Consider the following 19549-nt stretch of genomic DNA (forward strand, 5'->3'; position numbering starts at 1 on the left):
AACTGATTAGTTATATCTAGAGCATTTACTCTTATTTTAATTGTGCTATTTTTGTGACACGGAGTAACAAATGATTTCGGTTAACCGACTTCTCCAAAAGCCAAAAAACATAAACACAAAATGAGCAACAAACATTTGCATTTGCACCTCAAGGAAAGACGTAGAATGAAATTAAAGACATTAACGACAGCAATGATTTTAGCAACTGTACCAATGACGGGGGCATTTGCCGCTGCTCTAGATCGTTCAGGTCAGTCAATCTCTGCATTCTTGCAACCAGGTAACTATTTTGAAGCAGGTATGTCAGTATTAGATCCAGATGTGGCTGGTAAAGCTAAAGCGAATGGTTCATCACTTTCAGACATGGCTGGTGATTACTACTTTCCAAGCGCAGCACTAAAACTTCAACTGACTGACAATTTTTCTTTTGGTCTACTGTACGATCAACCTTTTGGTGCTGATGCTACATATTCAACTACTGATTCGGCCTTAGCTGCAAATGGATCAGGATTATTTCATGATGGAAAAGAAGCAACTTCTGTTGAAGTAGACACTCAAAATTTAAGTTTGATTCTTGGTTACCAACCAACTGAGAACTTTAATATTTATGGTGGCGGTGTTTACCAAACCATTAAAGGAAATGTTCAGCTTCGTGGTTTAGCATATAGCGGAACTAATAATTTTGGTGGATATAATGCCAGTATTAGTGAAGATTCAGCTGCTGGTTGGTTAGCTGGTTTTGCTTACCAAATCCCTGAGATTGCATTAAAAGCTTCTGTAACTTATCGTTCTGAAATAGACCATAAAGTTATTGTTGACGAAAGTTCACTTGCAGCACTTGGTGCAAACCCTGGCACTGTTATTAATATGAATAATGGTTTAGGCCAAACAAAAATTACCACACCTCAATCAGTTAACCTAGATTTCCAAACGGGTATCATGGCAAACACAGTAGCATTTGCGAATGTGCGTTGGGTAAATTGGAAAGACTTCTCTATTCGCCCATATGCCTTTGGTAAAGGTGCTGAAGCAGCTTCAACAGCTGTAACACAAGGAGCTTATACAAAGGGCTTTAATTTAGTTGACTATACTGAGGATCAAATCTCTGCAACTGTAGGTGTTGGCCGTAAATTAAATGATCAATGGGCTGGTAATGTATCTGTAGGTTGGGACTCTGGTGCAGGTAACCCTGTTTCAACCCTAGGTCCAACAGAAGGTTATTGGAACCTTGGTTTAGGTGTTCAATATAGCCCAACGCCTGCAACCTTTATCGCTGGTGGTGTAAAATACTTCTGGTTAGGGGATGCAACTGCTCATTCTGGTGCTTATTCTATCCCTGGTAATGCGACTGCAGCACAAGTTGCAGAATTCGAAGACAACGATGCATGGGCTTATGGCTTAAAAATCGGTTATCGCTTCTAATTACTAATACTGAAAAAACCATCTACGCAGATGGTTTTTTCTTTTTCAACAATGACATCTACTCTCTTTTTTATACACTTGTGATTCATTTGGCCAACAAAGCAACACTTAAACATTTTGCATAATATTCAATCAATCATTCAGTGCGAAAAAATAAATCTATATAAATCATAAAATTAATATCTTTTTTTAGTGTTTTTACTCTATACAAGTCTATTTTTTAACTTTTCAGTTCATTTTACAAGCGTAGTCGAGCATTTACTCTTTTTGTATTTATGGTACTTTTCGTGCCAATCACTTACATAAAGCTACAACAAGGAATGTTCCCTATGAAGCTTACAGCTCTTCGCTCAGCTATTTTGCTCAGCTTAATTCCAACAACTTCAGTATTTGCTGCAGGCCTTGATCGCTCAGGCCAATCTATTGCTGCTTTCCTTCAACCAGGCAATTATTTTGAAGCGGGTATTTCGGTCCTTGATCCTGAAGTAACAGGAAAAGATACAAGCAATAACAATACTGGGGACATGGCAAGTGACTACTACTTCCCTCACGCTGCTCTAAAAATTCAAGCAACGGAGCATTTCTCTGTTGGTCTTATTTACGATCAACCTTTCGGTGCAGATGCAGAATATTCTGGGAATAGTAACTTTGTTGAAAACCGCCCAGTTCCATTTCAAGGCGGGACATCTGTTATTGTTGACACTCAAAATTTAAATTTACTTTTTGGATATCAACCGAACGAAAACTGGAATCTTTATGCAGGTGCGGTATACCAAACTGTAGATGGTACAGTTTTACTTCGTGGTACAACTTATAGTGTATTCAATGGTTATGACTTTAGAACTGGCGAAGATGAATCTATAGGTTGGTTAGCAGGTGTTGCATATCAAATTCCAGAAATTGCGCTTAAAGCATCGGTAACATATCGCTCGGAAATCGAGCACAAAATGAATGCTTCAGAAAATTTTGGTGCAGCTGGATATATTTCAATCCCTGGCGCACCTGACCAATCTGCACAACTCAATCAATTAATGACAGCCTTAAATGCATCTTCTGGCGAAACTAAGTTAACCACGCCACAATCTGTCAATATCGATTTCCAAACAGGTATTATGGCCAATACCGTTGCTTTCGCAAATGTACGCTGGGTCGATTGGTCAAACTTTAAAGTACAACCATATAACTTTGCGAAGCTGTCAAAAGTCGTTGGTCAAAACCCAACGATTAATAAGCCAAATGGCTTTAATCTGATTGACTATAAAGAAGATCAAATTTCTGCAACCGTTGGTGTAGGTCGCAAATTTAACGAGCGCTGGGGTGGCAATCTATCAGTAGGTTGGGATTCTGGTGCAGGTAACCCTGTGACAACACTTGGCCCAACAGAAGGTTTTTGGAGTGTGGGTACAGGTGTTCGTTTTTCTCCAGCAGAAAACTACTTTATTGGCGCTGGCGTGAAGTACTTTTGGTTAGGCGATGCTGATGCGGTAACAGGTGCTCACTCAAATGCTGGCAAATTCACTAATAATGATGCGATCGCTTATGGTTTAAATATTGGTTATAAATTCTAAACCATAGCATCAGATCCAATAAAAAAGGCGTATCTATGTAGATGCGCCTTTTTTGTTTTGGTGGATATTGGTTATTTATCCTTAAGCAGGAATATCACGAACTGAAGCATTACGAATGGCCTCTTTTAAAGCTTCATAACCATGAATTGCAGGGAATTGCGGGAATTCTTTAATCACATTTTCTGGTGCATCAAATAAGAAGCCTTTATCCGCCTCACCCAGCATAGTGGTGTCATTATAAGAATCACCTGCGGCAATCACACGGTAATTTAGTCCATGCAATCCTTTAACTGCTTCACGTTTTTGGTCAGGTTGGCGCAGCTTATAGGCTGTAATCATACCCTTTTCATCAGTTTCTAACTTATGGCAAAAAATCGTTGGCCAGCCCAGTTGTTGCATTAAAGGATGCGCAAACTCATAGAAAGTGTCTGATAAAATAATCAGCTGAAAGTGTGTACGTAACCATTCAACAAATTCTTTTGCGCCTGGAAATGGTCCCATTTCAGCAATCACTTCTTGAATATCATTTAAGCCTAAACCATGTTCTTTTAATATATTTAAACGTTGTGTCATGAGCACATCATAATCAGGAATATCACGTGTGGTTGCTTCAAGCGCTTTAATGCCTGTTTTTTTAGCAAAGTTAATCCAAATCTCTGGAACTAACACCCCTTCTAGATCAAGGCAAACAACTTCCATGAATACTCCCTTTTATTTACGTGGAAAAATTTTGAACTATCATAGCTTAATATTTGTCTAATGCCTTGCTGTTTTTTAAATCTATTTTTTTCATAAGCATTTATTTTTTAGTGATAAGTGGCTGATTTCAACTCTATTAAAATACGCAGCAAATAACGTAATATAGGTCTTGTTAGATTCCAAGCCTATTGCCAGGATACTCATGACAACCATTCCAACTATTGATCTTGTTGATGCTCTCGCAGCTGAATATGCAAATAAATCGCCAAGTGAAATTTTAGCACTCGCACTGAATCAAACGGGTGAAATTGCCATATCGTTTTCAGGTGCAGAAGATGTCGTACTTATTGATATGGCTGCTAACTTAGGTAAACCTTTTCGCGTCTTTAGCTTAGACACGGGACGTTTACATGCAGAAACCTATCAATTTATCGAGACTGTGCGTAAACACTACAACATTAATATCGAAATCTGCTTCCCAGAAGCAGACACCGTTCAAAAACTGGTCAATGAAAAAGGTTTATTCAGCTTTTATCAAGATGATCATAAAGAGTGTTGTGGTATCCGTAAAGTTCAGCCTTTACGTAAAAAATTAGCGACATTAGATGGTTGGATTACGGGGCAGCGTAAAGACCAAAGCCCAGGCACACGAACTGAAATTCCAGTTGTTCAAGCAGATGTTGGGTTTTCAGGCGAAGGGAAACAATTGATTAAATACAATCCCCTTGCCAACTGGTCCAGTGCCGATGTGTGGAGTTACATCCGCATGATGGAGGTACCTTATAATCCATTGCATGAGCGCGGTTTTATTTCTATTGGCTGTGAACCCTGTACGCGTCCAGTGTTACCAAACCAACATGAACGTGAAGGACGTTGGTGGTGGGAGGAAGCAACACACAAAGAATGTGGCCTGCATGCAGGTAATTTGAAAAAGTAAAGACTAAAACCACTGCAAAGCAGTGGTTTTTCGCAACCAATGGATACACACAAAGCGCTCCCATTGTTAAAAAAAATCGATATACTAGGTTTAAGTTCTATAATTCTAACAAGATTGCTCATACAGGAGCGGTCAGATATTGCAGTGAGGCAATGCAGACTATGCGTCCATTACATCCGATTGACTTTATTTTTTTATCACTTGAAAAACGCCAGCAACCCATGCATGTCGGTGGACTATTCTTATTTCAAATCCCTGAAAATGCACCTGCCAGCTTCATTCAAAATTTAGTTGCAGATATTCGTAATTCAAAATCGATTCCTATACCTCCATTTAACAACAAACTCAACGGTTTATTTTGGGATGAAGATGAAGAGTTTGATCTTGATCACCATTTTCGTCATATCGCTCTCCCACAACCAGGGCGTATTCGTGAATTATTGACTTATATTTCACAAGAACACAGTAGTTTAATTGACCGCGCTAAACCGTTATGGACGTGTCATATCATTGAAGGGATTGAAGGGAATCGTTTTGCGATGTACTTCAAAATTCACCATGCGATGGTGGATGGTATTGCAGGTATGCGTTTGGTGGAAAAATCATTATCACAAGATCCAAATGCAAAGAGTATTGTGCCACCATGGTGTGTTGAAGGCCCTCGTGCGAAGCGCTTAAAAGAAGCCAACGTCAGTCGCTTTAAGAAAATTATGAATGGCGTAATGGGACAACTCGAGTCGACGCCACGTGTCATGTATGAGTTGTCACAAACAGTCATGAAAGATATGGGACGTAATCCTGATTATGTTTCAAGCTTCCAAGCACCCAGCTCTATTCTTAACCAGCGGGTTAGCTCTTCGCGCCGTTTTGCAGCACAGTCTTTTGAGTTTGACCGTTTACGTCATATTTCTAAAAGTTTGGGTGTCACGATTAATGACATCGTACTGGCGATTTGTTCAGGTGCCTTGCGTGAGTATTTGTTATCGCAAGACGCACTTCCTAAAAAGCCTTTAATTGCCATGGTGCCTGCCTCTGTTCGCGATGACGATTCATCTATGTCGAATCGTATCACCATGATTTTGGCAAATTTAGGCACGCATAAAGAAGATCCATTAGAGCGCCTCGCAATTGTTCGTCGCAGTGTGCAAAATGCCAAAGAAAAGTTCAAACGCATGAATTCAAACCAAATTTTGAACTATAGTGCGTTTGTTTATAGTGCGGCTGGTCTCAACATTGCCTCAGGCTTACTGCCTAAACGCCAAGCGTTTAATCTGGTAATTTCAAATGTCCCTGGCCCACGTGAACCATTGTATTGGAATGGAGCACGACTCGATGCGCTATACCCTGCCTCAATCATTTTGGATGGTCAGGCACTCAACATTACTATGACCAGTTATTTAGATAAACTTGAAGTGGGTTTGACGGCTTGTAGAAATGCACTGCCGAAGATGCAGAATCTACTCACACACTTAGAAGAAGAGATTCAACGCTTTGAAGCGATTGTGGGGGTCGAAGGCCCAAAGTTGCAAGCGGTCAGTTGATACCGCAGAACGAATCAGAAATACAAGAATAATCAATAAAACTAAGGGGCTTCGATAAGCCCCTTAGTTTTTAATGCTACGACATTGTTTTAATAATTGATGGCACGCAGTACGAATCATGGCAGTTGTAATTTGTACTTCTTTACCCTGATCATCCACAATATACGCATTATGCGTTACTTTCGTATCTAATAAATGTTTCAAACTAGGTTGAATAATTGCTTCTCTAACACCCATATCACACCTCATTTGCTAAACCTATTTGGGAGAATAAGCTTTGGCTATTTCCGTGTTTCTAGTATTAAAAATCTAAGATCGAAAGTAAAATTTCAGTTGTAACAACTATTTAACCATATATTGTTACAATTTCAGCTCAGAATGATATCGTATTGCTCTTGCGTATATAAATTTTCAACCTGAAATTTAATCACACGACCAATGAAATGCTCTAAATCCGCGACTGCTGGCGCTTCTGCGGTTAACAAGCGGTCAATCACCGATGGATGGGCGACGACAGTAAAGCCAGTCTGAGATTGATACGCTCGTGTATATCTCATGATTTCTCGAAAGATTTCGTAACATACAGACTCAGCTGTTTTCACATACCCCCGTCCCTGACAGGTTGGACAAGATTCACATAATAAGTGCTCTAATGATTCACGCGTACGTTTACGCGTCATCTCGACCAAACCTAACTCAGAAACCTGTGTAATTTTGGTTTTTGCATGGTCTTGCTCAAGCATCCGTTCAAACTGAGTCATGACCTCAGTTCGATGCTCCTGCTCTTGCATGTCAATAAAGTCGATAATAATAATACCGCCTAAATTGCGTAGTCTCAGCTGACGCGCAATAACCTGTGTCGCTTCCATATTGGTTTTAAACACGGTGTCTTCTAATGAGCGGCCACCCACATATGATCCTGTATTGACATCAATGGTAGTCATAGCTTCGGTCTGGTCAATCATCAAATAACCACCAGACTTCAGCGCAACACGCGTCTGCAGTGCTCTTTGAATGTCTTCTTCGACATTATACAAGTCAAAAATTGGGCGCTCACCCGGATAATGAATGAGACGTTCTTTGATATTCGGGACAAATTCTTCTACGAACTCTTGGAGCTTGCCATGAATTTCACGCGAGTCGACTGAAATTTTAGCGGTCTTTTCACTCGCAAGATCGCGAATAATACGCTGAGGTAAAGGTAGTTCTTCAAAGATAAGTGATGGCGCAACAATACTGATCTGTTTACGCTGAATAAATTCCCAAAGCTTTGCTAAGTAAGCCATATCTTGTGCAATTGCAGCTTCTGCTATGCCATCAGCGGCTGTACGAACAATCACTGAACCTGGCAGTTTGTGTTCCGCTTGAATACGCTCAATCATCGAACGTAAACGATCACGCTCGGCTTCAGACTCAATTCGCTGAGAAACTCCCGTATGATTGCCATAAGGCATCATCACTAAATAGCGCGAAGGAATGGAAAGATCGGTTGAAAGCCGAGCCCCTTTGGTTCCCAGCATGTCTTTCATGACTTGAACGGTAAGAATTTGTCCCGGCTGTAAGAGCTCAAAAACATTCGGCGTGGGTTGATTACGTGACCAAACCATATCATTAATATGTAAAAAAGCAGTTCGTGACAGTCCAATATCGACAAAAGCAGCCTGCATTCCCGGAAGAACACGCACCACTTTACCTTTATAAATATTGCCTACTAAACCACGTTTCACCGTACGTTCAATAAATAATTCATTGACCGTGCCGTTTTCAATTAACGCGACGCGACATTCCATAGGCGTGACGTTAATTAATAACTCGTCAGACATAACAAACTCAAAACATTATAAAAAATCTTTTGAGACAGTTAATTTAGTGCCTTAACTGCCTGTAATAACTGTACCGTTTCATGCAACGGTAGCCCCACGACATTGCTATAGCTTCCCTCTATACGTGGAATATAACGTGCTGCAATGCCTTGTATGGCATAGGCTCCCGCCTTGCCAATGGGTTCAGATGTGGCCCAATATGCTTCCATATCATTCGGGCTCAAATGCTGAAATTCGACTTCAGTACGAACTACTATACTTGAAATTTGCGTATTTGTACGAACACAAACCGCAGTATATACATCATGCTTGCGCCCAGAAATTTTTTCCCACATTTCAAATGCATGCTGCTTAGATTCAGGTTTACCTAAAATCTCTTGATCGACCCCTAAACTGGTATCGGCAGCAATCACAATTGCATCAGGATATTGAAGCTGTACAGCCTCTGCTTTGGCACATGCCAGTCGCTCCACATAATCGGCTACCGACTCGCCTGCTTGTACAGATTCATCAATATCTGGACTAGAGATATCAAATACTAGACCGAGCTGCTCAAGCAGCTCACGGCGACGGGGCGAACTGGACGCTAAAATTAAATGCGCCATTTCTTCAAGATGAAATAGACCATCGGGAAAGTCAGCACACTACTCAACAGCGGTTGCCAATGACGTGCAAGGGAAAACTGTGCCCCAATCATAATTTGTGCGATCCACGTAATAAACAGATGCGCGACCACAGCCAAGGTGGTGATGACCCAAATATTGGCAAAGGTCATAATCCGACGTTCACGCGTTAAAAAACGGGATACAAAAGTAATCAGAACAAAACTGAGCGCGTTTAAGCCCAAAGGTGCATCGAGCAGTAAATCGGTAAAAATCCCGACTGCAAAGGCAAACCAAATTCCGCTCCATGTCGGCTGGCACAGCACCCAAAACAGCATCACCATCATCATAAACAATGGACGCCAGCCAGAGAGCGCATAAGATAAGGGATAGACCATCAACACTGAAGCAATGATCACAGAAAAAATGATCGGAAATAAGGGATCGCGCTGTTTGGCAGCACGAAGTTTAGCGATCGGCATGTGGTTGCTCCATCGCTAAAGAATCGGAAAATAACACAACGACATGATGCCCACCCGCTAACTGCGCAGCAGGAACAACATCAATTTGAGCAAACTCGCCTGAATTATGACGACTGATTTTTGAAATGGTGCCCACCAGATAACCTGCTGGAAAATGCTCACCTAAACCAGAGCTATACACTTTTTCACCCACTTTGATTTCGGCACTGGTCGGCACGTATTCCATTTTCAAATGACCCAAATCTCCAGTCCCTGAAACAATGGCACGCATTCCAGATCGCTCTAAGCGAACCGAAAGAGAATGTTCTTTATCTGAAAGCAACATGACGCGACTACTATGCGGATAGACATTGATTATCTGTCCCATAATCCCTTTGTCATCGAGCACGGTTTGCCCGACTTTTAGCTGACTGTTGGCACCACGGTTTACCACAATAATATGACGCAGTGGATCAGCATCTGTCCCAATGACTTCTGCAATCTCCATACGACCGTCAATGATCAACGGGGTATCTAACAGACCGCGTAAACGCGTATTTTCCGCAGATAATTCAGATAATTTTTGTAAACGCACCTGCGCCTGCAATAACTCAGCCTGCATCGCGGTATTTTCACGGCGCAATTGAGCTTCAGACTTGGTTTGTTGATTCAGCCACTCTCGCGATAACACGGGATAACTTGCTACGGCATAAATTGGATTATAAGCGGCGTACAAGACATCTCTTGCAGGTTGAATCACATGCGGCATGCGCCAGTTAAAAAACAGCACGACCAAACATGTGATCACTGCAATGATAAATGAGCGAAAAGATGGCGGTTGTCTGGAAAACAGATTTGTTTGCACCCGCCGATTCCTTTATTAGCCTACAAATAACATGTCGTGATTTGGATTATCAAAGAATTCTAAAACTTTACCACCACCACGAGTGACGCAAGTTAGAGGATCTTCTGCAACCACCACAGGTAAGCCTGTTTCTTGTGCAAGAAGTTTATCGAGGTTACGTAGTAATGCACCACCACCTGTCAACACTATACCGCGCTCAGCGATGTCTGAAGACAGCTCAGGAGGCGTTTGCTCAAGTGCAGATTTCACAGCTGAAACAATACTTTGTAATGGATCAGAAATCGCTTGCGTGATTTCATCCGAAGTCACAGTGATCGCACGTGGCACACCTTCAGCAAGGTTACGGCCGCGAACTTCAATTTCAAGTGCTTTGGCATCGGCTTCTGGTAAAGCCATACCCACTTCTTTCTTGATAATTTCAGCGGTAGTTTCACCAATCACGCAACCATGTGCTTTACGTACGTAGTTAATGATTTGTTCATCAAATACATCACCACCAATACGTAGTGAGTCAGCATATACACAACCTTGAAGCGAAATAATCGCAATTTCAGTTGTACCACCACCAACATCTACTACCATTGAACCGCATGCTTGTTCAACGGGCATACCTGCACCAATTGCAGCAGCCATTGGTTCTTCAATCAAACGAACATCACGTGCGCCTGCATTAAATACAGCTTCACGAATAGCACGACGCTCAACCAAAGTTGATTTGCAAGGCACACACACCACAACACGAGGTGCAGGTGGGAACAGACGTTTTTCATGTACTTTACCAATAAATTGGTTCAGCATAGTTTCGGTCACTTCAAAATCGGCAATCACACCATCCTTCATTGGACGAATGGCAGAGATATTTGCAGGTGTACGGCCCAGCATTTGCTTTGCATCAAGACCTACCGCGGCAACGATTTTTTGTGAACCACTGTGACGAATTGCCACAACTGTCGGTTCATTTAATATAATGCCTCGTCCTGGTGCATAAATAAGTGTATTTGCTGTACCTAAATCAATGGCTAGATCGGGCGAAAACAAGCCAATTAGTCTTTTTAGAATCACGGAGACGTTCTCGATTAAACTTTATGTGGACGCAAGGTGGCAACTTTAACTAAATGTGATGATTTGAACAAGTCAATCGCTTATTATAACGCACGATATTTTGAAATTTTTTAATACTGACTCAGGTGATGTTATGTCTACATCGGATGCACAGCATTCTGCAGATTTAAATGCACAAACAGTTTCAGCAATCGCCAATCTTGCTCGATTGTCGCTAGATGATACGCAATCTGCTGAATATGCTCAAAGTCTAAATAAAATTTTAGGCATGATGGAAACCTTAAAAGGCATCGACACCGATGGTGTTGAGCCGCTTAAAAGCCCATTTGATCACCCACAACCCTTACGTGAAGATGTGGTTTCAGAAACCAATCATCGTGATGAATATCAAGCCATTGCACCGCAAGTGCAAGACGGTTTGTACCTTGTTCCTCGCGTGATTGAATAATTTCTATTCAGTTAAACCATTATTTTGTAAAAATTAACGTAAAGACATTTCTCATGACAGATTTACATCGCTTATCGATTCGTGAACTCTCTGAGGGTTTAGCTGGGGCTAAATTTTCATCTCGCGAACTGACTGAACATTATTTAAAGCGTATTGCAAAACTGGATACACAAGTTAAAGCTTATGTAACCGTGACTGCAGAACAAGCGCTTGCACAAGCTGATGCTGCCGATGCTGCAATTAAAGCAGGCACGGCAACTGCATTGACAGGTGTGCCAATTGCACACAAAGACATTTTTTGTACCCAAGGCATTAAAACCACTGCGGGCTCAAAAATGTTGGATAATTTTATCTCTCCTTACGACGCCACCGTTGTAGCGAAAGGCAAAGCCGCTGGTCTAGTCACTTTAGGTAAAGTGAACATGGACGAGTTTGCAATGGGCTCAACCTCTGAGAACCCTTTTTACGGTGCGACTAAAAACCCTTGGAATTTAGAACACGTACCGGGTGGTTCTTCAGGTGGTTCTGCGGCAGTGGTTGCAGCAGACCTTGCTCCGTTTTCAACAGGCACAGACACGGGTGGTTCAATTCGCCAACCCGCATCCTTCTGTGGCTTAACGGGTCTTAAGCCAACTTATGGTCGTGTATCGCGCTTCGGGATGATTGCGTATGCATCGTCTATGGATCAGGGCGGACCAATGGCACGTTCGGCTGAAGACTGTGCCTACCTCATGAATGTGATGGCAGGTCATGACGCAAAAGACTCAACATCCGTTGAAAAAGACGTTGATGACTATGTGGCGAATCTAAACGGCACAGCGGTTCAAGGTCTACGTATTGGTATTCCAAAGCAATACTTCAATGTCGCTGGTTTAGATGCAGACGTGAAAGCACGTGTTGAAGAATCATTGAAAAAGTTAGAAGACATGGGCGCGACCTTGGTTGAGATTGATCTCAACATGACTGAAGCTTATGTTCCGACGTATTACTTGATTGCTCCTGCTGAAGCGTCATCAAACTTGTCTCGTTACGATGGCGTGCGTTATGGCTACCGTGCAGAGAACCCTGTTGACCTGATGGACTTATACAAACGTTCACGTTCTGAAGGTTTTGGTGCAGAAGTGCAACGTCGTATCTTAATTGGTACATATGCGTTGTCTGCGGGTTACTACGATGCTTACTATGTCAAAGCTCAAAAAGTCCGTCGTCTGATTCAACAAGATTTCTTAAAAGCGTTTGAATCGGTTGATGTGATTGCTGCACCTTCTGCGCCAACCACGGCTTATAAAATTGGCGCGAACTTGTCTCCAGTTGAAATGTACTTGGGCGACATTTACACCATCGCGGTTAACCTTGCGGGGCTTCCTGCGATTAATGCACCTGTTGGTTTTGACAAAGACAATTTACCTGTGGGCTTACAGCTGATTGGTAACTATTGGTCAGAATCTCAACTGTTGTCTGTGGTACATCAGTACCAACAAGCGACGGATTGGCATACGAAACGTGCGGCAATTGCTGAGGAGAATGCATAATGGCTCAAGCTCAAAAGAAACCCAAGTCGTTATTAATTGATGGCTGGGAAGTCGTGATCGGGATTGAGATTCACACTCAGTTGGCGACCCAATCTAAAATCTTCTCAGGTTCTTCAACTGAATTTGGTCAAGACCCAAATACGCAAGCCAGCCTAGTTGACTTAGCAATGCCGGGTGTACTGCCTGTATTAAATAAAGAAGTGGTCGATTTAGCCATTCGCTTTGGTTTGGGTATTGATGCGTACATCGACCAAGCTTCTGTGTTTGCACGTAAAAACTACTTCTACCCAGACTCTCCAAAAGGCTACCAAATCAGCCAGATGGATAACCCGATTGTGGGCTTGGGTCATATCGACATTCAACTTGAAGATGGTACGGTAAAGCGCATTGGCGTAACGCGTGCCCACCTTGAGGAAGATGCAGGTAAATCGATCCATGACCAGTTTGAAGGGATGTCAGGCATCGACTTAAACCGTGCAGGTACACCTTTACTTGAAATCGTGTCTGAACCCGATATGCGTTCGGTTGAAGAAGCTGTGGCTTATATCAAATCGATTCACACTTTAGTGCGTTGGTTGGGTATTTCTGACGGTAACATGGCGGAAGGTTCATTCCGTGCAGACTGTAACGTGTCGTTACGTCGTCCGGGTCAACCGTTCGGTACACGTTGCGAGTTAAAAAACCTCAACTCATTCCGTTTCATTGAACAAGCGATCAATGTTGAAATTGAACGCCAAATGGAAATTTTGGAATGGGATGGTACGATTGACCAAGAAACGCGTCTATTCGACCCTGTGAAGATGGAAACACGTTCAATGCGTTCGAAAGAAGAAGCGAACGACTATCGCTACTTCCCAGACCCTGACTTGTTACCTGTGATTATTTCAGACGCGCAAATTGAAACAGCTCGTGCTGCGTTGCCCGAACTTCCTGCGGCACGTCGTGAGCGTTTCGTAGCGGACTTTGGTGTCACTGAGTACGATGCGCATGTGTTGACGCTGACCCGCGAAATGTCAGACTTTTATGAAGTGGTTGTGGCTGCTGCTGGCGGCGCTGCACAAGGTAAAGTGTCTGCAAACTGGGTGATGGGCGAATTCTCAGGTGCTTTAAATAAAGCAGGCTTAGAACTCGCAGACTCTCCTGTTTCTGCTGAAAAACTGGGCGGCATGGTTGCGCGTATCGTGGATAACACCATTAGCGGCAAGATTGCGAAGCAAGTATTCGGCTTTATGTGGGATGAAGGCAAAACTGCGGACGAAATTATTGTGGAAAAAGGCTTGAAGCAGGAAACTGATACGGGTGCGATTGAAGCGATTATTAAAGACGTGCTTGCTGCCAATGAGAAGATGGTTGAAGAGTTTAAATCTGGTAAAGAGAAAGCTTTCAATGGTCTTGTGGGTCAAGTGATGAAAGCGTCTAAGGGCAAAGCTAACCCTGCTCAAGTGAATGAGTTGATGAAGAAATTGATTGGTTGATCTGATTAGTTTTGAAAAAAAACCCGTCTTAAGACGGGTTTTCTTATTAAGAAAACTTTTTCATGCTGTCTCTTAATACTTCTAAAAATATATGATTTCTGCTTTGAGCATCAGAAACAATTGCATCAAAGGACATGACGAATGTCGGTGTTGGAACATCATGACCATTAGGATGTGGTGTTTTATATTCCTGATAAAATACCTTCCCTTTTGAATATAATGGTGACCAATTCATTTGTCTTAACCGTAACTCCATGGTTTTACTGACTTGAATAACTGCATAGTACCAAACACGTTGAATTTTAGGACAAAACTCAACCAATTTTGCAGCACGATCAAGTAGCTGATTAACTGCATATTGATTTTCTTTTTCATCATCCGTTTTTTTCTTAATTTCAACCACAACAACATCCACCGCTTCCACATCTTGTGGATCAGCAGAAAAAATCATAGTGATATCAGGACGCCCATTGTCATCTACCTTCTCTTCATCTAAACGAATAGCATTTATGACTTTGTCCATTCGTTTCTCGCTAAGAATAGTTCTAAAAACCATAAATTTATCGTCTAAGAGCCAAGCATTATTTTGATAAAGATTTGAGCCTACTTGATCGCCAGAATACTTACTAAATTTTGGAACAATAAGATCATGAATTTCCGACTCTTTATTCTCATCTGAAAACTCTTTCATTTTGTTGATGATCTTCTCACGATACAAAATATACTCAGTTAAAGTTCTAGATGACAATTCTAACGATTTTTCATAAGCTTTATTACTTAAATGATCACACTACAAGATTTCTTTCTGCATTTGAAAAAATTTCTGTTGTGCAACATTAAGAGCCGCATCCTTATCAATAAGACCAATTGTATCAGTTTCAAAAAAACCCAATAAATGCGGAAACTTAGCCTCAAATTCTTTCTGTGTTTTCTTATTAATTTCATTAATCTGAGGAATAGTCTCAGCAAGAACTTGACCCAATTCTTTACGTAATATCTGATATAGCTGTTTTTCATTAATTCCTTCAGGTAATAATAGCTTCTGCCGAGAACTATCTTCCTTAGAATGAAACAAATCAGATTCAAATAAAAATACGCAATGAAAATCCGACGGTATAGAGCTTTCAGATATTAAATTAATAGGTATCGTCCTTCCATCTATACTAAATGCTATGAATGGAGGTACTTTTCCTTTGATTTTTTTAACATGGTACAACATTTCAATTTTTGAAATTGAATCTAGACCATGATTTTCTAAATCAACCAATGTCATTAAAGGTAAATCTTCACTAGAAATAGTAACATCTTGTGAAAAAAATTCTTTTTGAGCATTGGTTTCATGTGTGTTTAATTTTATAACTATATTAAAATCTCGCCCCTTACGTTTAAAGGAATTAAGCGTTGGTAAGAAATGATCAATAATCTGTTGCTTTAAATGATGTGGTTTCAGATCATCATAACTTTTGACTTTGTCCTTCCTAAAACCATCAAAAATCAAAGTAGTTAACTTATTTTGTGAATTTCCACCTTTTTCAATTGGTGCTACTCCATCAAATCCCTCTTTAAACGTAAATTCACGCTTAGCTCCCTGCCAATTACTAGACACTCTGACAGATGAAAAATAATTTAAGAATACTAACCGCCCAATACCTTTATGGTATTGGTCTCTAGGTTTTAGTAAAGTTTTGAAACGATTAAAATTTTCATCAGTAAAGCCCTGCCCATTATCTTTTATTGTTAACTGTAGGGACTTAGGATTATCAAAAGAGTGAATATCAATCTTAACTTCAATAGCAGTAGCATCCGCATCTAAAGCATTCGCGATAGCTTCAAAATAGACTAATGAAAGAGACGGATTCGGAAAAAACAATCTAATAGCACTACTTGTTTCAATTTCCATAAATATGTCTCCTACTTTTAGGCTTATAAGGGAATCTAAATTATATTGTTAATATAAAAATTATATGGCTTCTCATTTTTTCTATGCGTAAAGCTATGTCGCGATAATTTAACAATACAATGAAGGTTAAAGCCAGTTATCTAATTACCATGTTAATTTAGTCACTTATAATTTTTTTATCAAATATAATTATTCCAAATAAATGCATCACACCCAAACAACATAACCATCAAAAAATATCCTCTATCATCAAATTCGAAGACTCAGGGCAAATTTAGCTTTCAAAGTCCTTTTTCATGCTTGATTTCTGAATCCCTCCCCTTGCTAAGCTTCACTTCTCACCTTTAAAAAAGGGAGACTTTGTCTCGTGATTAGTTTGATACGCGCTTTTCCCTTTCTTTTTTAAAGGTTAGGGCTAAGAAGAGGATTTCTACATTAAGTAGTTTTTAATTTCCAAGATCCACTACACTAACCACATTCTATTTTTAAAAATTAACCACTTGCAAAAAATCAAAGGACAAAAATGAAAACAGTCATCCTCACACTTTCTACCCTTGCCTTCCTCAGCACCACCACATTTGCAGAAACCAAACCCAATGTTCCAGCTAAAGAAGCCAGCCAAATATTTAAAGCCGCTGGCTTTTCAAAAACAAAACATGGCTGGGAAGGTAACTGCGACACAGGTGAAATCACCACCTATAAAGACCTCAATGGTGACGGTCTAAAAGACGCAGTCATTTCAGACTACAGCACCATGTGCTATGGCAACACCGGTGTCGGCTACCATATCGTTGCTCAGCAAAAAACTGGAACATGGAAACTCATTTTTGAAAACATGGGCATCCCTACTTTTCTAAAAACAAAAGGAAAAGACGGCTGGCCAGATATTGAAAATGGTGGCCCCGGATTTTGTTTTGCTGTTTACCGCTGGAATGGTCAAAAATATGATGTCAACCGTTATGAATATCAGGGCAAAGCCTGCACATTAGACTATTAACACCTCAGCATAGTAAATTTCATATCAATCAATATGTAAACTGATTGATTTGTCATGCTTTTCTATACAGTTTAAGTGCCTCAATTACTTAGGGCTTTTTTATAAAAATGACCTCAGCTATACGACTAAAGAGCACTGAATGACTTAAAAATGGCATCTGAACTGTGCTAATTTAGATCAAAATTGAACATAAATATGCACAAACAATAAAGAGGGTTTAAAGATGTCAAAACAAATTTTAATGCTCGTGGGTGACTATGCCGAAGACTATGAAACCATGGTGCCTTTTCAGTTCTTAACGGGTCTCGGTTATACCGTACACGCCGTCTGCCCCGAAAAAAACGAAGGTGAAAGTATCGCAACAGCCATTCATGACTTTGAAGGCGAACAAACCTATAGTGAAAAACGCGGTCATAACTTTGCGATCAATTACAACTTTGAAGCCGTACACACTGCGGACTATGTTGGTTTAGTCATTCCCGGTGGTCGCGCGCCTGAATATTTACGCATGAATGAACGTATCCTTGAGATCGTACGTGAGTTTGATTCTGCGAAAAAACCAATTGCAGCAGTTTGTCATGGTGCTCAAATTCTTGCAGCAGCCGATGTACTCAAAGGCCGTACTTGTTCAGCTTACCCTGCGTGCGCAGCCGAGGTGAGACTTGCTGGCGGAACTTATGCAGACATTGAAGTTACAGAAGCTGTAACCGATGGACACTTGATCACAGCACCGGCTTGGCCTGCCCACCCTGCTTGGATGGCACAGTTTATTCAAGCTTTAGGGGCGACTGTGACGATTTAATTGTGTGCTGTTCCTCAAGTGAATCTTTTATAACATGGTCTATCAGCCTTTAGATTCAAAAATAAAAAAGCTCCTTCGATTTAAGGAGCTTTTTTAATCGCTGTTCTTTTTAAAGTACTACAAACCTTCGAGTTGGGCATCACATCCCGCCCATTCATTTACATAATTTAAAGATCTAAGTGGTTTTAGTTCAATCCTTTCACCAGTGGGCATGATTTCATTGATTGCCAAAGAACATTGCATTCCGCCAGCGTTATCCAATAACTCATAATTTTTATTTGTCGCAAACTTATAAACGGCATCAACACTACAACCACGCAACTCCACACCATTGTGGTAACTCTTATATGCACTAATTGCTAAAAAGCGTTCAGCAGGTACTCTAAACTCGGCAAAATTAATTTTAGCTGGCGGAAAAGGCATGTCTAATAATTTTTGTTTGTACTTAATCTGACTGCTTTGCATTCGTTCTTTAAATGATCCCATACTTTCTACTTCGGGTAACATTTGGAAGTTTGGCTGCATTGATGTCATGCATCCATTTGGGTATAAACGTACTCCAAAGTTATTTTTATTTTCAATCCGAAGCTTTGCTGTATGCTCAGCATTAGAGTCTTGATATAACTTGAGACCCAACATTTTTTTTGATTGATTCACCATTCCTGCGCTACAACCAGCTAATCCCAAGACTAAAAAGCCAATCACTATTTTTTTCATCTACTTGTAAAAATCAATTAAAAATTTACATCAAATACTAGCAAATATAATAGGTTACACAACCTGTAATTCTTATTTAGAAATGATATTTTGATCATCTGGATATAAAAACCTCTCAAAAGAGAGGCTTTTATGATTTAAATACAACTACCTCGTCATGCCCAACTTATTCCAAATTTCTGGGGTTAAAAAAGTCGTGACCAATTTATTCAAATCCACATAGCGCAGCACACCTTGCAACTGGCCCTTCACTTCAGGGTTCTTTAAAATTTCCTCACCCGTAATCTGTCCAAGTTCTTGAAAGCTGTCTCCAACCGCTTGTAGGCCTTCAGCCTGAATCACGGCTTTAGTCTGAGCTGAACATTGCTCCACTAAAATGCGTTGTAAAACCTGTGCTAGGTTTTTATCTAGCTGTGTACGCTGTGCATCGGTGACATTGCTATATACCTTCAGATCTGGATGTGCAGCCAATGCCGCAAACGTCCACTGCAACACGGTGGTTTTATCTGTTGCTGTCGTTGACTTCACCAAACAATTACTCAGTTGGTCGACTGTGGTACTAGCCGTTGCAACTTGGACTGAACCACACAATGCTGCGGCCAAAAAAGCATGACGAAAAATAGCAGAAGACCGACCACGTAAAACGCTTAAAACAGGCTGTGACATAAACTCAACTCCAATCAACAATTGCATTCTTT

At 40.8% G+C, this 19549-nt stretch carries 20 protein-coding genes; 9 read left to right on the forward strand and 11 right to left on the reverse strand.

Features of this window, described 5'->3' with window-relative positions; translation table 11 throughout:
* Window positions 1-165: 165 nt before the first annotated feature.
* Together RR876_RS02965 and RR876_RS02970 are read left to right on the forward strand one after the other, a co-directional pair.
* Window positions 166-1422, forward strand: coding sequence for an outer membrane protein transport protein (locus RR876_RS02965; protein ID WP_332477583.1), 1257 nt, complete (start codon window positions 166-168; stop codon window positions 1420-1422).
* 329 nt (window positions 1423-1751) lie between these two features.
* Complete coding sequence (locus tag RR876_RS02970; RefSeq protein ID WP_332477582.1) at window positions 1752-2990, forward strand: outer membrane protein transport protein; 1239 nt, start codon at window positions 1752-1754, stop codon at window positions 2988-2990.
* Window positions 2991-3071: 81 nt separating this feature from the next.
* On the opposite strand, the gene thrH is transcribed toward RR876_RS02970, so the two are convergent.
* On the reverse strand, window positions 3072-3689 hold the full coding sequence (gene thrH / locus RR876_RS02975; RefSeq protein WP_332477581.1) for a bifunctional phosphoserine phosphatase/homoserine phosphotransferase ThrH: 618 nt from the start codon (window positions 3687-3689) through the stop codon (window positions 3072-3074).
* 202 nt (window positions 3690-3891) lie between these two features.
* Here thrH and RR876_RS02980 point away from each other — a divergent pair, with 202 nt between their 5' ends.
* Together RR876_RS02980 and RR876_RS02985 are read left to right on the forward strand one after the other, a co-directional pair.
* Window positions 3892-4626, forward strand: coding sequence for a phosphoadenylyl-sulfate reductase (locus tag RR876_RS02980; protein ID WP_078389855.1), 735 nt, complete (start codon window positions 3892-3894; stop codon window positions 4624-4626).
* Between the two features lie 161 nt (window positions 4627-4787).
* A complete protein-coding gene (locus RR876_RS02985) occupies window positions 4788-6167 on the forward strand; it encodes a wax ester/triacylglycerol synthase family O-acyltransferase (protein ID WP_332477654.1) in 1380 nt (459 codons plus the stop codon).
* A 63-nt stretch (window positions 6168-6230) separates the two neighbouring features.
* Here the strand turns inward: RR876_RS02985 and RR876_RS02990 are convergent, their stop codons facing one another.
* From RR876_RS02990 to RR876_RS03015, 6 genes are all read right to left on the reverse strand, one after another.
* Window positions 6231-6404 carry a PA1571 family protein gene (locus RR876_RS02990; protein ID WP_004981331.1) on the reverse strand — a complete coding sequence of 58 codons (174 nt, stop codon included), beginning with the start codon at window positions 6402-6404 and terminating at the stop codon, window positions 6231-6233.
* Between the two features lie 131 nt (window positions 6405-6535).
* Window positions 6536-7990 (reverse strand): ribonuclease G, encoded by a 1455-nt coding sequence (gene rng / locus RR876_RS02995; protein ID WP_279676773.1) that lies wholly within the window; start codon window positions 7988-7990, stop codon window positions 6536-6538.
* A 38-nt stretch (window positions 7991-8028) separates the two neighbouring features.
* Window positions 8029-8595: a Maf family nucleotide pyrophosphatase gene (locus tag RR876_RS03000; RefSeq protein ID WP_332477580.1), complete on the reverse strand. Its 567-nt coding sequence runs from the start codon at window positions 8593-8595 to the stop codon at window positions 8029-8031.
* Entirely contained in the window at window positions 8583-9074 is a 492-nt protein-coding gene (gene mreD, locus RR876_RS03005; RefSeq protein WP_332477579.1) for a rod shape-determining protein MreD, read from the reverse strand. Before mreD ends, RR876_RS03000 begins: the two co-directional genes overlap by 13 nt.
* Window positions 9061-9918 (reverse strand): rod shape-determining protein MreC, encoded by an 858-nt coding sequence (gene mreC, locus RR876_RS03010; RefSeq protein ID WP_004694667.1) that lies wholly within the window; start codon window positions 9916-9918, stop codon window positions 9061-9063. The genes mreD and mreC overlap by 14 nt, the downstream gene beginning before the upstream one ends.
* 15 nt (window positions 9919-9933) lie before the next feature.
* A complete protein-coding gene (locus tag RR876_RS03015) occupies window positions 9934-10980 on the reverse strand; it encodes a rod shape-determining protein (protein WP_004694670.1) in 1047 nt (348 codons plus the stop codon).
* Window positions 10981-11113: 133 nt separating this feature from the next.
* On the opposite strand from RR876_RS03015, the gene gatC reads away from it, so the two are divergent.
* Genes gatC through gatB form a run of 3 tightly spaced genes read left to right on the forward strand, consistent with a single transcriptional unit; the run spans window position 11114 to window position 14435 of the window.
* Entirely contained in the window at window positions 11114-11428 is a 315-nt protein-coding gene (gatC, locus tag RR876_RS03020; protein WP_004694671.1) for an Asp-tRNA(Asn)/Glu-tRNA(Gln) amidotransferase subunit GatC, read from the forward strand.
* Window positions 11429-11481: 53 nt separating this feature from the next.
* Window positions 11482-12960 carry an Asp-tRNA(Asn)/Glu-tRNA(Gln) amidotransferase subunit GatA gene (gene gatA, locus RR876_RS03025; RefSeq protein WP_332477578.1) on the forward strand — a complete coding sequence of 493 codons (1479 nt, stop codon included), beginning with the start codon at window positions 11482-11484 and terminating at the stop codon, window positions 12958-12960.
* A complete protein-coding gene (gene gatB, locus RR876_RS03030; protein WP_332477577.1) occupies window positions 12960-14435 on the forward strand; it encodes an Asp-tRNA(Asn)/Glu-tRNA(Gln) amidotransferase subunit GatB in 1476 nt (491 codons plus the stop codon). Before gatA ends, gatB begins: the two co-directional genes overlap by 1 nt.
* Before the next feature lie 46 nt (window positions 14436-14481).
* Here the strand turns inward: gatB and RR876_RS03035 are convergent, their stop codons facing one another.
* Together RR876_RS03035 and RR876_RS03040 are read right to left on the reverse strand one after the other, a co-directional pair.
* The gene (locus tag RR876_RS03035) at window positions 14482-15126 is read right to left on the reverse strand and encodes a hypothetical protein (protein ID WP_332477576.1); all 645 of its coding nucleotides are present in this window, start codon (window positions 15124-15126) and stop codon (window positions 14482-14484) included.
* A gap of 99 nt (window positions 15127-15225) precedes the next feature.
* Complete coding sequence (locus RR876_RS03040; RefSeq protein WP_332477575.1) at window positions 15226-16335, reverse strand: ATP-binding protein; 1110 nt, start codon at window positions 16333-16335, stop codon at window positions 15226-15228.
* A gap of 523 nt (window positions 16336-16858) precedes the next feature.
* Between RR876_RS03040 and RR876_RS03045 the strand changes: the two genes are divergently transcribed.
* On the forward strand, window positions 16859-17332 hold the full coding sequence (locus RR876_RS03045) for a hypothetical protein (protein ID WP_332477574.1): 474 nt from the start codon (window positions 16859-16861) through the stop codon (window positions 17330-17332).
* A gap of 223 nt (window positions 17333-17555) precedes the next feature.
* Window positions 17556-18134: a DJ-1/PfpI family protein gene (locus RR876_RS03050; protein ID WP_332477573.1), complete on the forward strand. Its 579-nt coding sequence runs from the start codon at window positions 17556-17558 to the stop codon at window positions 18132-18134.
* Between the two features lie 117 nt (window positions 18135-18251).
* Here RR876_RS03050 and RR876_RS03055 read toward each other — a convergent pair whose 3' ends face one another.
* Both RR876_RS03055 and RR876_RS03060 read right to left on the reverse strand, forming a co-directional pair.
* Entirely contained in the window at window positions 18252-18839 is a 588-nt protein-coding gene (locus RR876_RS03055; protein WP_332477572.1) for a hypothetical protein, read from the reverse strand.
* A gap of 159 nt (window positions 18840-18998) precedes the next feature.
* The gene (locus RR876_RS03060; RefSeq protein WP_332477571.1) at window positions 18999-19517 is read right to left on the reverse strand and encodes a hypothetical protein; all 519 of its coding nucleotides are present in this window, start codon (window positions 19515-19517) and stop codon (window positions 18999-19001) included.
* Window positions 19518-19549: the final 32 nt, after the last annotated feature.

It is taken from the genome of Acinetobacter sp. (assembly GCF_036666595.1).
Classification (GTDB): Bacteria; Pseudomonadota; Gammaproteobacteria; order Pseudomonadales; family Moraxellaceae; genus Acinetobacter.